Genomic DNA, 15,912 nt, shown 5'->3' with positions numbered 1-15,912 from the left:
CTATGAAAGCTTTAGAAATTACAGGCTTACGCAAAACATACCGTGGTGGTTTTGAAGCCTTAAAAGGTATTGATTTAGAGGTTGAAGAAGGTGATTTCTATGCACTGCTTGGCCCTAATGGAGCCGGGAAGTCGACCACCATCGGAATTATTTCATCGCTGGTAAATAAAACTTCAGGTCAGGTGAAGGTATTTGGTTACGACTTAGACACGCAGCTCACCGATTTAAAACGCCAGATTGGTTTGGTGCCGCAGGAATTTAACTTCAATCAGTTTGAAACGGTTCAGCAAATTGTCGTGAATCAGGCGGGTTACTATGGTGTTCCTCGCTCGCTGGCTAAGGAACGTTCTGAAAAATACCTGAAACAGTTGGGGTTATGGGATAAGCGCAATGAACCGGCACGCTCTTTGTCTGGAGGCATGAAACGCCGCTTGATGATAGCCCGCGCATTACTTCATGAACCTAAATTACTGATTCTGGATGAGCCAACGGCAGGCGTTGATATCGAATTGCGCCGCTCTATGTGGGACTACCTGACCAAGATTAACCAGCAGGGTATTACCATTATTCTGACCACCCACTATCTGGAAGAGGCCGAAACGCTGTGCCGTAACATCGGTATTATTGATAGTGGCCGGATTATTGAAAACACGTCAATGAAGCGCTTGCTGGCGCAGCTAAGCCGGGAAACCTTTGTCTTAGATTTAGAGCCGGGCCATAACGGCGCAGAAATAGAGAACTTTAATCACCGTTGGACAGATGAGCAGACACTGGAAGTGGAAGTTGATAAAAATGCCGGGCTGAACGCCGTGTTCGAGCAGCTTTCTGCCCAAAAAGTAAAAGTATTGTCAATGCGTAATAAAGCCAACCGTTTAGAGGAATTGTTTGTGTCTATGGTCGAGCAAGGGCGTCAGCAGGAGGAAGCCAAATGAGCCATTCTGCAGCTAATTTTATTGCGTTAAAAACCATCTGGATAAAAGAGTGCACCCGCTTTCTTCGTATTTGGATACAAACTCTGGTGCCGCCGGCTATTACCATGACGCTGTACTTCGTCATTTTCGGTAGCATTGTGGGCGAACGAATTGGTGAAATGAGTGGTGTCGGCTATATGGAGTTCATTGTTCCGGGCCTTATTATGATGTCCGTTATTACTAACTCCTATTCCAATGTGGCGTCGTCTTTTTTTAGTGCTAAGTTTCAGCGCAATATCGAAGAGATGCTGGTGTCCCCTGTTCCTACCGCAGTTATTATTGCGGGTTATGTCGGTGGCGGTATGGCCAGAGCCTTGATCGTCGCGGTTATTGTCACTTGTGTGTCTTTTTTCTTTGTAGAAGACATCCAAATTGCTCATATTGGTTATGTCATATTAACCGTTATTTTAACCTCCACACTTTTCTGTCTGGGCGGGTTAATTAATGCCGTTTACGGCAAAACCTTTGACGATATTTCTATCGTACCGACATTCGTACTGACGCCGCTAACCTACTTAGGCGGTGTGTTTTACTCGGTCAGTCTGTTGCCGGAATTCTGGCAGAAAGTATCTATGGCAAACCCGGTGTTGTACATGGTTAATGGCTTCCGTTATGGTTTCTTAGGCCAGTCAGACGTGGGTATAGGTCTTGCCATAGCGGTTCTGGTGGGCTTCAATGTGCTGTTCTTTGCGGCGGCTTATTATATTCTCGATAAAGGCATAGGAATCCGTTCCTGATGCAGCAGGCAAGACCGGTTACAACCAACCAGAATGGACCGCATGAAGACACTGAAGCAGCAGTCCGTCGCCATTTAGAAAGTGAGTTTCTGAAACCTATTCAGGAGCACAACCAGCAGGCGTTTGACGAAATCAACGCGCAAGTTGAAAGTTGGGGTGGGCCGATTATTCTGGATTCCTGCTGCGGCGTGGGCGAAAGTACTGCAAAACTGGCAGAAATTCATTCCGATGCTATGGTTATCGGCGTTGATAAGTCGGCGCATCGGGTGGACCGTCACAGCCATTATCAGACCAGCGAGAATGGTCAGCGGTACTGGGTGGTAAGAGCCGACCTGAATGATTTCTGGCGGTTGGCGAACAGAGCCGGATGGCGGCCCCGGCAGCACTGCATTTTTTACCCAAACCCCTGGCCTAAATCGGCTCATTTAGCCCGCCGCTGGCATGGTAGTCCGGTATGGAAAGATGTGGTTGCGCTTGGCGGTGAATTGCATATGCGTTCTAATTGGAGCCTATACTTGTTAGAGGTGGCGCAGGCACTTAAGGTGAGCGGATATTATGCCGATATCTCACTGTTGTCCGATGACGCTGAGCCAATAACGCCTTTTGAACGCAAATATAAGAACAGCGGTCAGGCTTTATGGCAACTGCACGCGAATTTATCTAAGGAGTCTTGATTGAGCCCTAAAACAGACATAGCGGAAGTAAATCAGGAATCGCTGTATCGCATATTTACGATACCCGAGGCTCCTGATTCAACGCTGGGTAAAATCGAAAAGCATCTCTCAGAAAACCTGATGGGTTTTCTGGGGGAACATATTGTTGCCCGCGAAAAGCCGCTGCAGGAAATTGAGCGTGACTTCGATAAGTCGCAGATACCGGAAGAACCCGCTTTTGTTTCCGACCATACTGAATTTCTGTTGGATAAGCTGGTCGCTCATTCGGTGCATACGGCGTCGCCGCGTTTTATCGGCCATATGACATCAGCCTTGCCGTATTTCCTGCTGCCTTTAGCTAAGCTTATGGTGGGGCTGAATCAGAATCTGGTTAAAATTGAGACCTCTAAAGCCTTTACGCCGCTGGAGCGTAACGTTATTGGCATGATGCATCATCTGGTGTATCAGCAGGACGCGCCGTTTTATAATCGCTGGATGCATAGCGCTCAGCACTCGCTGGGAGCTTTCTGCTCGGGCGGAACCATAGCCAACATGACGGCTCTGTGGGTAGCGCGCAACCGGTTGTTACAGGCAGATGGTGATTTCGCGGGCATTTCAGCCGATGGACTGGCCGCAGGTCTTCAGCATTATGGCTACTCAAAGTTAACTGTAGTGGTGTCCGAGCGTGGGCACTATTCATTAAGTAAAGCTGCGGATGTACTTGGTATTGGTCGCCGAAATTTAGTGTCGGTGGCAACAGACAGTGATAACCGTATTCGTATTGATGAATTACGAAAAACCTGCGAAAAAATTGCAAAAGAAGGCGGTAAGGTGCTTGCGCTGGTTGGTGTCGCTGGTACAACCGAAACCGGCCACATTGATCCGCTCGACGAAATGGCGACTGTTGCAGAAGAAGTGGATGCTCACTTTCATGTAGACGCCGCGTGGGGTGGTGCGACGTTATTATCTGAACAGCATCGTCCGTTACTGGCCGGTATCGAGAGAGCCGACAGTGTCACTATTGATGCGCATAAGCAAATGTACGTCCCTATGGGCGCTGGGCTGGTGTTATTTAAGAACCCGGCATTGGTTAAGTCCATAGAGTACCATGCCGAGTATATTATTCGTCAGGGCTCGAAAGATTTAGGTTCGCATACCATGGAAGGCTCACGCGCGGGCATGGCTATGATGGTGTTTTCGGCCATGCATGTTATCGGTCGCCGTGGTTACGAGCTGCTGATTAATAACAGTATTGATAAAGCACGTTATTTCTCTAAGCTGATTTCTGAGCAGGATGACTTTGAAGTCATTACTGAGCCTGAACTTTGTATTCTGACCTATCGTTTTGTACCAATCAAAGTAAAAACGGTGTTGGATAAAGCGACGCCAGAGCAGCTGGCGCGCTTGACGCCGCACTTAAACGCACTGACGCGATATATTCAGAAGCGTCAGCGGGAGACGGGACAGTCATTTGTATCCCGGACTAAGTTAACACCGGCTCAATATCATCATGAACCAACGGTGGTTTTCCGCGTGGTGCTGGCAAACCCATTAACAACCGATGAGATGCTGCAGGAAGTTTTATGCGAACAGCGTAAAATTGCGGCAAAAGCCACCAGTTTGCGTGGCGCTCTGCACACGGAAATGCGCGAACTGGGTATGCTTATTTAGCCGCTGCGTTGGTAACTCGTAAGTTATCAATTAAGCGTGTTTTGCCCATAAAAGCGGCTGCCAGAATGACCCATTCGTGGTCTTCAGGCGTCGCTTCCTGCAAATCTGCTGCGTTACGAATACTGAAATAATCCGGCACAAACCCCGCCTGGGTCAGCTTTTCTTTTGCCGCAGCTTCCAGCTCACCAAAGTCAGTGTTTACACTCAGTTTAGCTTTGGTTTCTTCCAGGGTTTTATAAAGCGCCGCCGCTTGTTGCTTTTGCTCTGTGGATAAGTAACCGTTACGCGAGCTCATGGCCAGACCACTGGTTTCGCGCTGTGTGGCTGTCCCCAGAATTTCTACAGGCAGGCTTAGGTCTTGTACCATTAAGCGAATAACCTGAAGCTGTTGATAATCTTTTTCGCCAAATACAGCCAGCTGTGGCTGCACCATATTAAATAGTTTACAAACAATAGTTGCGACGCCGGTGAAATGCCCCGGGCGACTAGCTCCGCAAAGAATATCACTGATGCCGGGTACTTCAATACGAGTCTGTCTGTCGAGGCCGCGAGGATAAACATCATTTACCTGAGGGGTAAATACCGCAGAAACACCTAAAGCGTCCAGTGCCTGACAGTCAGCTTCCAGCGTGCGCGGGTAACTGTCGAGATCCTCGTTTGCACCGAATTGCATTGGGTTGACAAAAATACTGACAACCACGTTGTCGCATCGTTCTAATGCTGTTTTTACCAGCTGCAGGTGGCCATCATGCAGGTTACCCATAGTCGGTACTAGAGCCACTTCAGACTGTTGTTGACGCCATCTACGAAGTTCAGCAAGTGATTTTAAAATTCTCATTTGTAGCTGTGCTCTGCTGTCGGGAACTCACCTGAACGCACTTGCTCGGAGTATAAACGGAATGCATCGGCGAGCGAGCCGCCCTGAGCTAAAAAGTCTTTGGCAAATTTGGGCAAATAGTCACTGTTCATGCCGAGCATATCGTGCATAACTAAAATTTGTCCATCCGTGTCTGCGCCTGCGCCAATACCAATAGTAGGAATAGATACCTGCTCGGTAATACGTTTACCCAGAGAAGCGGGTACGCATTCCAGAACAAGCAATTGAGCGCCGGCCTGTTCGAGAGCCAAAGCCTGGTTCAGTGTGTCGTCCGCCTGTTGCTGCTCTTTGCCTTGTACTTTATAACCACCAAGAACATTAACCGATTGCGGCAGTAAACCAAGGTGAGCGCAAACCGGAATGCCCCGGGTTTTCAAGCCTTCAATGGTTTCAACCAGCCAGTGACCACCTTCCAGTTTGACCATGTTGGCACCTGCCTGCATTAAAGCTGCCGCCACATCATAGGCTTGTTCGGGCGTACTGTAAGTCATAAATGGCATGTCTGCTATAACAAAGGCATTGCTGGCACCACGACGCACACACTGAGTGTGGTAAATCATATCATCGACAGTTACCGGCACAGTTGAGTCGCGTCCCTGCACAACATTACCCAGTGAATCGCCCACCAGAATAAAGTCGACGCCTTGCTCGGTCATGAGTTTAGCAAAACTTGAATCATAGGCGGTGAGGGAACTGATTTTGGTTCCTTCCCGTTTCATTTTTTGTAAAGTTGCAATGCTGGTTTTGGTTGTTGCCATGACGCACCTTCAGCAGTTTTAGATGGTTATATCAGACCGACAGATTAGCACGTCCAGACCCTCTTCGGTAAGAGTCTCTGTTTGTTGTTTTACGGTATTGCCATTAGGCAAAAGTTTGTCGGCGGCTATTTCGGCCAGAGGATAAAGTACAAAGCTGCGTTCGTATAACCCCGGGTGAGGAACCCTGAGAGAGTCCGATTGATGTTGTTGCTCATCAAACAGCAGCAGGTCAAGGTCCAGTGTGCGCTCGCCCCAATGCCTGACTCGTTTACGACCAAAAGCATCTTCTATATCGTGTAAGGCTTGCAGAAGCTCGGCCGCCGGTAAGCTAGTGCTTACGGAACAAACGGCATTAACGTAATCGGGCTGGTCTTGCGGGCCCATCGGTTTGCTACCGTAAAGAGAGGAATAAGCTAATAATTGCCAGCGGGAATCATTACTCAGCGCCTTTAAAGCCGATAGAATATTGTCCACCGGCTTACCCAGGTTACTACCCAGCGCAATAAAGGCTTTATGTTGCGTCATTACCTTTATTTTCCTGAGGCTTACGACGTGGACCACGACGACGGCGCGGTTTGCGTCGGCCTGATCCCGCCTCCGGCTTTGAGGACTTTAATTGCGCCGGGTTGTCCTGCGCTTTACTCCAGTGCTCTGCCAGTCCGGCTAATTTTTTATCGCTATTTTCCGCATAAGAGCGTAACAATAAAAAGTCGTAAGCGGCGCGGAACCGTTTATGTTCAAGCACTTTTTGAGCGCGCACACCTTTAGTGATATTCAAACGACGCTGTAACTGCCAGATATCTCTGGCTGGCAGACTGAACCGTTTGGGCAACGAAACACGTTGCGACTGTCTGTGAATAACATCAGCGGCGGCAACGTTTAACGCGTCCATAGGTGGCAGGCCACCTTCGTTCTCAAGTTGTTCGCGCCGAGCCTGTAACGGCCACCACAACAACACGGCAATTAAATAGGCCGGAGTAACACGCTGCTCTTCTGCAATGCGTCTGTCGGTGTCTTTAAAAGCCTTCAGCATCATTTGATATGCCGGGCTTTGTTCGTCAGCGACGTAATCTTTCAGCATTGGGAATAACTGCTGAAACAGTCCGAAATCTTTCATCATCAGGAAGTTAGCTTCAGCTTTGCCCGACATAAACATTTTCAGGAATTCGTCAAACAAACGCGCCGGTGGAATGTTTATCAGTAACGGCGCAAGTTCTTTTAACGGGCCGCTGACCGAGTTATCCATTTGCATATTCAGTTTTGTGGCAAAGCGAACGGCGCGAAGCATGCGTACCGGATCTTCACGGTAGCGCACTTCCGGGTCACCAATCATCCGCAAAATGCCAGCGTTAATGTCATCAACGCCGTTGGCAAAATCGTAAATGGCGAAGTCAGCGATGTTGTAATACAGCGCATTGGCGGTAAAGTCGCGACGCTCGGCGTCTTCTTCTATGCTGCCGTAGACATTATCGCGAACCAGTTGACCGTGTTCATCCTGGTCTGCCGTGCGGTTTTTCTTATTTTCTTCCTGCGGGCTGTCACCGTGGTGGCCGCGGAAAGTCGCAACTTCAATAACTTCTTTTCCAAACACCACATGGGCCAGGCGGAAGCGACGACCAATTAGGCGACAGTTACGAAATAGTGACTTAATTTGCTCTGGTGTGGCATTAGTGGTGACATCAAAATCTTTTGGTTCAAGCCCCAGAAGAATATCGCGGATGCAGCCGCCAACCAGATAGGCTTCAAAACCACTGTTGTGCAGGCGGTAAAGAACCTTTATTGCATTTTTACTGATATCGTTGCGGGATACTGGATGTTTGTCCCGTGAGATAACTTGTAATTTGGGTAACCGACTGGATTCAGGCTCTGCCGCTTTACTGGAAAAGGCGCGCTTTGCCAGTGCTTTTATTCGCTTAATAATGGTGGTTCTCCCTTACCATTGTTTTTATTTAGAATCAGTTGTTGTCTGCATATTGTACCGTTAACGACCTGCTATATGCCACTTTTTGCACCAACTTTGCAACGCCTGCTGCAATATTTCACTGACAGGGCTGTGTCGCAGCTCTGATTCTGGTTTAATACCCAGATAATCCAGCGCTGTGAAAAGGTTATTTCTTGCCTGGCTGGACTCAATTGACGGTGCATGGTTTTGCTTACTCAATTTGAGTCCATCGTCATTCATTATCAGAGGTAAGTGCATCATTCTCGGCTGCTTTCCGGTGAAATACTGCCATAAAGTCAGCTGCCAGAAGCTTGGAGTTATCAAGTCGCTGCCACGCACAATATCGGTAATACCCTGTTCAATATCATCAACGACCACAGCCAGCTGGTAAGCATACAATCCGTCGCGACGTTTAAGTACGAAGTCTTCACTGACTGAGGCTGAGTGATCTTCTAATAAGCCGTGTGCGCGGTCATTAAATGTATCAACCGGGTTATTATTAATGAAGCGCAGGGCGTAAGGGGTTGAACGAGGCTGGCGGTTACGACAGTAGCCATCGTAGTGATCGCTGCGGGCACGAATAGCCCGGCGACTGCAGTCGCATTGATAAAGACGTTGAGCGTTTTCCAGCTGATTGAGCTGATGCTGGTAAACCGAATCGCGCTGGCTTTGGTATAAAACGGAACCGTCCCATTCTAAACCATGGGCTTCCAACTGCGTTAAAATAGTATCGGCCGCTCCGGGCACGGCTCGCGGTTTATCGACATCTTCAATGCGAACCAGCCACTCACCTCTATGCGCTTTAGCATCTAAGTAGCTACCAACGGCAGCTACTAATGATCCCAGGTGCAAAGGCCCTGAAGGCGTTGGAGCGAAACGGCCACGATACATGAGCCTTTAGGCTCCGGTCATTTGCTTCTCTTTCATCTCGGCCAGCGTTTTACAGTCGACGCACTGGTCAGCTGTTGGGCGAGCTTCTAAACGGCGGATACCAATTTCAATTCCGCACGATTCGCAAAAGCCAAAATCATCTTCTTCTATCTTTTGTAAGGTTTTTTCAATCTTCTTAATCAACTTACGCTCACGGTCACGTGTACGCAGTTCGATACTGAATTCTTCTTCCTGCGCAGCGCGGTCTACCGGATCAGGGAAGTTCGCTGCTTCGTCTTTCATATGATGCACTGTGCGATCAACTTCCTGACGTAATTGACGACGCCATTCTTCCAGAATACGACGAAAATGCGAACGTTGCGCATCGTTCATGTACTCTTCGCCCTGTTTTTCCTGATACGGCTCCAGGCCGGCCATCGCCAGGATGCCATGGGTTTTCTTATCCTTGCCTTGAGGCATCATGGATCTCCTACATTCTCTATAAAAGAGTGCTTAAAAAGCAGTACATTAAAAAAAGGACGCTACGTATACCAGAAAGGTTTACGGTTGGCAACGTCATTCGGATTAAATTTCTGCGGTGAAATTGTGAAGGCATTGAGTTTTAAAGGCTTACGGGAACTGGTCTCTCCAGTTTTATTTCTTTCGCCGACGCGCGGCACTTTACTGCATAAAACTCGACTCCGACTGACGCTGCTTTTCTACACAGCTCAGCATACTGGCTGTCAATATGTGCGGCGGGAGAAACTCGTTCGATACCGTCGTGCATTACCATGTAAAGCTGCACTGCGCGATGACCATCGGCCACAACCTGCATCAGTTCATTAAGGTGTTTGTGAGCGCGTTGGCTGACTGCGTCGGGAAAGTAACCTTGACTTGCGTCCGCTAAAGTGACGCTTTTTACTTCAATAAAGCATTCACGGTTATGCTGGTCTACGCCCCACCAGTCGATGCGGCTTTTTTCCTTACCGTAGCGTTGCTCTGGTTTTAGCTCTTGCCACTGACTTAATTCAGGTACAAGGTTGGTGTGTAGTAACTCTCCGGCCATGCGGTTAGCGTGCTGTGTATTGACTACAATCATTTCACCGTTGTTATTCTGAGCGAGCTCCCAGGTCAGTGAGTATTTACGTTTGGGGTTATCGGAAACACTGCACCAGGCTGTAAAGCCGGGTTCTGCACACCCGGTCATGGCTCCGGTATTAGGGCAGTGGGTTGTCGTCGTTTCGTTGTCACCAAAATCAATGTCGGCGAGAAAGCGCTTGTATCTTTTTTGCAAAACTCCCTGGCGCAGGGGCTTGTTAAATTGCATCAGAGACCTCATAACTCTAGTATAAACAGACAGCAAATTATCGGGAGAGGTACAGAATGTCCAGCGCACTCGCAATCTATTTAACTCAGGAAGCCCCCGCAAGTTATTGGAATCCAAAATCAAACTTAGTCTTTGGTGACAACAAAGCACAAATCATCTTAGTTGAAGATGAAGCTGAAAACTTGCGGCGTATTCAGAAAGCAGGCCGGACTCTGGACAACACCGGAGCAGTAACCATTGAAGCTGCTGGCAGTGACTGGAACCTGGAGCGTCAGTGGGCGCTGTCACAAGGTTTTACTTCAACCTTGTCGACCAATCAGGTTATCTGGAATAAAACTGACGAGCCTGCAGTCAAAGAACTTGATGCCATGCGTGAAGCGACTCGTTTCAGCCGTGAACTGACCAATTTGTCAGCGGAAGAAATTTACCCTGAAAGTTTGGCGCAACGTGTAACCGAACACTTTAAGGCTCTGGCGCCAGACGCCATCAGTGCGGAATTTATAAAAGGTGAAGCGCTGAAAGATGCTGGCTGGATGGGAATTTACACCGTAGGTCGTGCCAGTCAGCACGCACCAGGCTTATTGGTATTAGATTACAACCCAACCGGCGATGACAATGCGCCAGTAGAAACTGCGTTAATAGGTAAGGGTATTACCTACGACAGTGGTGGTTACAGTATTAAGCCGAGCGAAGGCATGCTCGCTATGAAGTGCGACATGGGTGGTGCAGCTACCGTATCCGGTGCATTGTCGCTGGCAATACGCCGGGGTCTGAACAAGCGCGTGAAGCTCATTCTTTGCTGTGCCGAAAACATGATTGATGGTCGCGCGTACAAATTAGGCGACATTATTCGCTATAAAAACGGCCTGACGGTTGAAGTTGTTAATACCGATGCCGAAGGTCGTCTGGTGCTGGCCGATGGCTTACAGGCAGCGGGTGAGTTTGGTGCGAAACAGATTATTGATGCGGCAACGCTGACCGGCGCCGCGCAAATGGCGGTTGGTAATGAATACAACGCGCTGTTTAGTGTGGATGAAGTGGCTGCCACTAAAGCATTGGCTAATGCGGATAAAGAAAATGAGCTATTGTGGCGCTTACCTTTAGCCCCATGGCATAGTGAAAACTGTCCGTCAGCTTTTGCTGATACGGCAAACAGCCGTCCGCAAAAAGGCGGTGGTGCCGGTGGTGCAAGCAACGCCGCAGGCTTTTTACTGCGCTTTGCGCCGAACAGCGGCAAAGGCTGGCTGCACTTCGATTTAGCTGGCGCTTACCAAAAATCGGCGACCTCTATGTGGGCGACAGGCGCTACCGCCGCCGGTGTGCGCACCATAGCCGCAACCGTACAAGGTGATTAATTTGGCATGACCTTGCCAATTGAGAGCGTGCTGCCGGAGCTGGCGAAAGCCTTTCCGGCAGCGCGTGTCGTTATTGAGGCACCGCCCGGTGCCGGTAAATCAACACAACTTCCGCTATTTCTGTTGCAGCAGGGTATTGCTAATGACGGTCTTATTGTCATGCTGCAGCCCCGGCGTGTTGCTGCGCTGAATATTGCTCATTATTTGGCTAAGCAGTTGGGCGAGTCGGTAGGGGAGCAAGTTGGTTACACGGTGCGCGGCGACAGCAAGCGCAGTAAGGCAACTAAGTTACTCGTTATTACGGAAGGCGTGTTGGTGCGCTGGCTTCAGGACGACCCTGAACTTAGCGGCATAGGCACGCTAATCTTCGATGAATTCCACGAACGCAATTTGCACAGTGACTTGAGTCTGGCGCTGGTGATTGATGCCCTGCCATTGCGTCCGGATTTAAACCTGCTGATTATGTCGGCCACCTTGCCCGCAGAAAGTCTTAAACTCTGGTTAGAGAGTTACTGTGATCAGGTGCAGGTTTTGCGCAGCGAAGGCCGGAGTTATCCGGTTGAGTATCACTATCGCCCAGCATCTCATGTTACTCTATGGCTGACTGACTTACCCAAAGTGGTTGTCGAAGCCTTTGCTGCTGCCGAAAAAGGTGTTCTGGTTTTCCTGCCGGGCGTTTATGAAATACAAAAGATTGCGACTGAACTGAGTCAGCGAATGCCGCCGGGCACACTCATCCTACCCCTGCATGGGCGTATCCCCTTGCAGCAACAGCGGCAAGTATTAAAAGCATCGGACGAAAAACGCATTATTCTGGCAACTAATATTGCTGAAACCAGCTTAACTCTGGACGGTATTGATGTGGTTGTCGACAGTGGTCGCGAGCGCCGGGCTCAGTACCTGCCGCAATACGGATTAAGCCAGTTAACGACGCAGCGTATTGCTAAAGCTTCAGCAACACAGCGCGCGGGTCGCGCGGGTCGTCAGCAGGCGGGGCAATGTTTTCGCTTGTGGGCGCGCTCCGACGAGCATGGCTTTGCCGATTATGCGCCTCCGGACGTTGCCACTCAGGATTTATCAGCACTGGTACTGGATGTGTTGCGCTGGGGCAGTGAGGTGAGCCAACTGGCCTGGTTTTCTCAGCCTGACCCGGGGCATTGTGCCGCGGCGACCGATTTTTTAGCCAGTACCGGCTTAATAAGGCAGGGGCAGTTAACCGCAAAAGCCCGTCAGCTGGAGTCCGGCGGTTTTGATCCCAGAATTTTACTGGTGGCGGATGCAGCCAAAATGCTGAAGAACGAGCAGCAAGCCGCTATGGCTCGTGTTCTGGCGACACTGGAAGAGCCGCAAACTAGCATAAAATCAGTCGATCTGTCTGAACGCACCCAGCAGCATTATCAACAACGAAACCAGGCGCCTTTGTGGCAACAACGCTGGCGCTATTGGTTAAACCATTTTGGGCTGAAAGAAGCTGCAGAAACCGCAGAAGCCAGTGCAGAAGGACTTGCCGTCGCCTTACTGCAGGGTTACCCCGACCGAGTTGCAAAGTACGATGTCAGCCGAGGTGACTTTCAACTGGCTTGTGGTGGTCGGGTGAGTGGCGACAGCAGTCGCCTTAAGCAGCCAGCTTGGGCAATTATTTTTGATGTCACCTTTCATGAGCAAGGCACGATAGGCCGCAGTCGCTGCCTGTTACCTGTGGACGATGCCCAGGCGTTACTGAAAGAAGCAGCCATTCCTTTGCAGACCTTGCAAACAGCTGAATGGGTAGGTGAGCAGCAACAACTGCGACAAATAACTCGTACTCAACTGGGCTCCCTGGTACTTAGCCAGACTACTAATAGTGGACAGGTTTCCAATGAACAAAAAGCCGAAGCGTTCTGCCTGTGGTTGCGCGATAAAGGACTGGATAAACTCAACTGGAGTCAACGCGCGAAACAGCTACAACGGCGGGTCTACTGGTTGCAACAAGCCGAAGAGCTGAGCGCCTACGACATGAGCGATGCAGGATTACTTAATAGCCTGGAGCGCTGGGCGGCGCCGTATTGGACGAATTTCCGGTCACTAAAACAATTGCAGCAGTGGGATCCATACGAGGCCTTGTGTTATTTTTTCGACTACTCAGAACTGCAACGTCTTAATTCGGCTTGTCCTGAATGGTGGCAAACTCCGACAGAACGTAAAGTGTTTATAAATTATCTGGACGACACCCCCCGGGTTGAGGTCAAATTACAGGAAATGTTTGGTGTCTCTGAGTCGCCTAAAATTATCGATAACCGACAAGTTGTGACCGTTGATCTTCTGTCGCCGGCAGGGCGTTTGTTACAGCGAACCAATGATCTCGCGAGTTTCTGGCAAAATGCTTACGCCGACGTGCGCAAAGAAATGCGCGGTCGCTATCCTAAGCATCCGTGGCCCGAAGACCCTCTGAATGCAACCGCAACGTTTAAAACCAAAAGGCAGCAGTAGTGATAAAAAGTCGATGGTTTCAATACCTATTCTGGACAAGCTTTAAGATAGGGCTGGTACTTATCGCCGTTATTGGGCTTTATGCCATTTATCTGGATGCCAGTTTATCCCGTCATTTTAGTAACAAGCGCTATCAGGCCCCTGCTTTGGTTTACGCGGATGAGGTAACGCTGAGAAACAATCATCCTATGCGGCTGCAACGGCTAGTCGGCATTCTGGAGCGAGTCGGTTATCAGCGTAATAGTAATACCGAGCAGTCGGGTTACTATTCGGTGGGTAAAAATAATGTCATGGTGCATCGTCGACCTTTCGACTTTTCCGATGGTCCGCAAATGGCGCAAAGAGTGCAAATCAACTTTCACGGCGACCGTATTAAGTCTATTAAGAGCTGGCCCAGTGGCAGAGAGCTGGAAAGCTTTCGCCTGGAACCTGAGCTAATAGGCCGCATTAGTACCTTAAGTAAAGAAGACCGTTTGTTAGTTGGGCTGGAAGTCGTGCCTAACTTACTCATTGAAACCCTATTAAAAGTTGAAGACAGAAATTTTTATCATCATCAGGGGGTATCGCCCTGGTCAATTTTAAGGGCGTTGGCTGCCAACCTGAAGGCGGGCAGGACGGTTCAGGGCGGTTCTACGCTGACTCAGCAGCTGGTCAAAAACCTCTACCTGAGCCGAGACCAGACGTTATGGCGTAAGTTTCACGAAGCCATGATGTCGCTGGTTATCGATTACCGGTTTGATAAAAACACCATATTAGAGACCTACCTGAACGAAGTGTACTTTGGCCAGGACGGAAGCAACGCTATTCACGGTATAGGACTTGCCAGTCAGTTTTATTTTGGTAAGCAGGTGCAGGAGCTGAACCCAAGCGAAATTGCTTTAATGGTGGGGATGATAAAGGGGCCTTCTTATTATGACCCAAGACGCTACCCGGAGCGTGCCCGTAGCCGCAGGGACACCGTGCTTAAAGTCATGTTTGAACAGGATTTACTCGGTAAAGATAACTACGTTGCTGCGGTTGAACAGGCGCTTGACGTTAAAGAAAGCCGCCGTCTGGTTGAGCATCCTTACCCCCATTATATGGACTTAGTACGTCGGGAAATGAAGCGTATTATTCTGCCGGAAGACTGGCAGGAAACTGGGCTGAAAATCTTCACGCATTTGCAGGTGGATGCACAAAATGCAGTACAACGCTCGTTAGCACAACAGCTTATGGCTGACGGCGAAGATGAGAAGTTAGAAGGGGCAATGGTCGTTGCCGATTACCGCAACGGCACTATTAGCGCGCTCGCTGGTGGCCGCTTAAGTCAGGCTATAGGTTATAACCGGGCGTTGTTGGCACTGCGGCCAATAGGCTCATTAATGAAGCCTATTATATACGCAGCCGCGATGCAGGATTCAGACATTGGTCTGCATACGCCGGTTGCAGATGAACCCATTACTTTATCGGATAAAAAGGGAAAAGAATGGAAGCCGCAAAACTACGATAAAGAGTTTGATGGTAGTTTGCTGTTGTACGATGCGTTGGTTCAGTCGCGCAACTTACCGGCCGTTCGGGTGGGCATGGAAGTGGGCATAGACCAATTAGTGAGTTATTTACGCGAGTTAGGCGTGACAACGCCGTTACAAGCCTATCCATCGTTGACTTTAGGATCTGCATCGTTGTCTCCCGTAGCGGTGACACGAATGTACAGTGCGCTTATGAATGATGGCCGTTATCAGCCTTTAGCTGCGGTGTCGTCTATCACCACCCATCAGGGCGAGGTGCTTTATAGGCGCGAAGCACCTGAGACCGAAGAAGTTTTCGATAAAAATGTGTCTTATCTGACTCGCTATGGTTTACGGGGAGTGGTGGCAGAGGGTACCGCAAGTCGTCTGCAACGTGCTTTAGCCGGTCAGGTAGTTGGTGGCAAGACAGGTACAACGAATGATTATCGCGACAGCTGGTTTGTTGCAGTAGATGGTGAGCACGTGGTTACGGTTTGGTTAGGTCGTGATGATAACCAGCCGGTTGGCTTAACCGGAAGTAGCGGCGCTCTCAAAGTTGTGGCGGATTTTTATGATTACTTACCGCCGTTGAGCATGGCTTTAGATGTACCGGAGCCTCTGCAAATGCAAAATTTTCACCCGACAACGGGACAGCGAATTCCTGAAGACTGCAACAATGGTCGGAAATTACCGGCTGAGGAAATCAGGCTCCCCGAGGATATTACCTGTGAAGGCACTATCCGCGAGAAAAGCTGGTGGGAACGTTTATTTGGTGGCTAAAAGCGCCTGGGCCAA

At 49.4% G+C, this 15,912-nt stretch carries 14 protein-coding genes; 7 read left to right on the top strand and 7 right to left on the bottom strand.

Going from position 1 to position 15,912, the window contains the following annotated elements; translation table 11 throughout:
• Positions 1-2 precede the first annotated feature (2 nt).
• Genes DET62_RS13570 through panP form a run of 4 tightly spaced genes read left to right on the top strand, consistent with a single transcriptional unit; the run spans position 3 to position 4,032 of the window.
• Positions 3-932, top strand: a complete 930-nt coding sequence (locus DET62_RS13570; protein ID WP_011235486.1) for an ABC transporter ATP-binding protein — start codon at positions 3-5, stop codon at positions 930-932.
• Complete coding sequence (locus DET62_RS13565; RefSeq protein WP_034822007.1) at positions 929-1,708, top strand: ABC transporter permease; 780 nt, start codon at positions 929-931, stop codon at positions 1,706-1,708. Before DET62_RS13570 ends, DET62_RS13565 begins: the two co-directional genes overlap by 4 nt.
• Positions 1,708-2,382, top strand: a complete 675-nt coding sequence (locus DET62_RS13560) for an SAM-dependent methyltransferase (RefSeq protein WP_011235484.1) — start codon at positions 1,708-1,710, stop codon at positions 2,380-2,382. The genes DET62_RS13565 and DET62_RS13560 overlap by 1 nt, the downstream gene beginning before the upstream one ends.
• Complete coding sequence (gene panP / locus DET62_RS13555) at positions 2,383-4,032, top strand: pyridoxal-dependent aspartate 1-decarboxylase PanP (RefSeq protein WP_110014298.1); 1,650 nt, start codon at positions 2,383-2,385, stop codon at positions 4,030-4,032.
• Here panP and panC read toward each other — a convergent pair.
• From panC to sfsA, 7 genes are all read right to left on the bottom strand, one after another.
• On the bottom strand, positions 4,025-4,870 hold the full coding sequence (gene panC, locus DET62_RS13550) for a pantoate--beta-alanine ligase (RefSeq protein ID WP_110014299.1): 846 nt from the start codon (positions 4,868-4,870) through the stop codon (positions 4,025-4,027). The genes panP and panC overlap by 8 nt on opposite strands.
• The gene (panB, locus tag DET62_RS13545) at positions 4,867-5,667 is read right to left on the bottom strand and encodes a 3-methyl-2-oxobutanoate hydroxymethyltransferase (RefSeq protein WP_110014300.1); all 801 of its coding nucleotides are present in this window, start codon (positions 5,665-5,667) and stop codon (positions 4,867-4,869) included. Before panB ends, panC begins: the two co-directional genes overlap by 4 nt.
• 18 nt (positions 5,668-5,685) lie before the next feature.
• Positions 5,686-6,192: a 2-amino-4-hydroxy-6-hydroxymethyldihydropteridine diphosphokinase gene (folK, locus tag DET62_RS13540; protein WP_110014301.1), complete on the bottom strand. Its 507-nt coding sequence runs from the start codon at positions 6,190-6,192 to the stop codon at positions 5,686-5,688.
• Positions 6,179-7,498 carry a polynucleotide adenylyltransferase PcnB gene (gene pcnB, locus DET62_RS13535; protein ID WP_110014302.1) on the bottom strand — a complete coding sequence of 440 codons (1,320 nt, stop codon included), beginning with the start codon at positions 7,496-7,498 and terminating at the stop codon, positions 6,179-6,181. The genes folK and pcnB overlap by 14 nt, the downstream gene beginning before the upstream one ends.
• A 150-nt stretch (positions 7,499-7,648) precedes the next feature.
• Entirely contained in the window at positions 7,649-8,500 is an 852-nt protein-coding gene (gene gluQRS / locus DET62_RS13530) for a tRNA glutamyl-Q(34) synthetase GluQRS (protein ID WP_011235478.1), read from the bottom strand.
• A gap of 6 nt (positions 8,501-8,506) precedes the next feature.
• Positions 8,507-8,959, bottom strand: a complete 453-nt coding sequence (gene dksA, locus DET62_RS13525; RefSeq protein ID WP_011235477.1) for an RNA polymerase-binding protein DksA — start codon at positions 8,957-8,959, stop codon at positions 8,507-8,509.
• A gap of 142 nt (positions 8,960-9,101) precedes the next feature.
• Entirely contained in the window at positions 9,102-9,806 is a 705-nt protein-coding gene (sfsA, locus tag DET62_RS13520) for a DNA/RNA nuclease SfsA (protein ID WP_110014303.1), read from the bottom strand.
• A gap of 56 nt (positions 9,807-9,862) precedes the next feature.
• Between sfsA and pepB the strand changes: the two genes are divergently transcribed.
• From pepB to mrcB, 3 genes are read left to right on the top strand one after another with little or no spacing between them, the layout of a single operon-like run.
• Entirely contained in the window at positions 9,863-11,161 is a 1,299-nt protein-coding gene (gene pepB / locus DET62_RS13515) for an aminopeptidase PepB (protein WP_034822021.1), read from the top strand.
• A gap of 6 nt (positions 11,162-11,167) precedes the next feature.
• The gene (gene hrpB / locus DET62_RS13510) at positions 11,168-13,630 is read left to right on the top strand and encodes an ATP-dependent helicase HrpB (RefSeq protein WP_110014304.1); all 2,463 of its coding nucleotides are present in this window, start codon (positions 11,168-11,170) and stop codon (positions 13,628-13,630) included.
• Positions 13,630-15,897, top strand: coding sequence for a penicillin-binding protein 1B (gene mrcB, locus DET62_RS13505; protein WP_110014305.1), 2,268 nt, complete (start codon positions 13,630-13,632; stop codon positions 15,895-15,897). Before hrpB ends, mrcB begins: the two co-directional genes overlap by 1 nt.
• Positions 15,898-15,912 lie beyond the last annotated feature (15 nt).

Source organism: Idiomarina sp. H2, assembly GCF_004364275.1.
Taxonomy (GTDB): domain Bacteria; phylum Pseudomonadota; class Gammaproteobacteria; order Enterobacterales; family Alteromonadaceae; genus Idiomarina; species Idiomarina loihiensis.
Note: the sequence above shows the minus strand (reverse complement) of the source record. Positions and strands in the feature narration are given on the sequence as shown.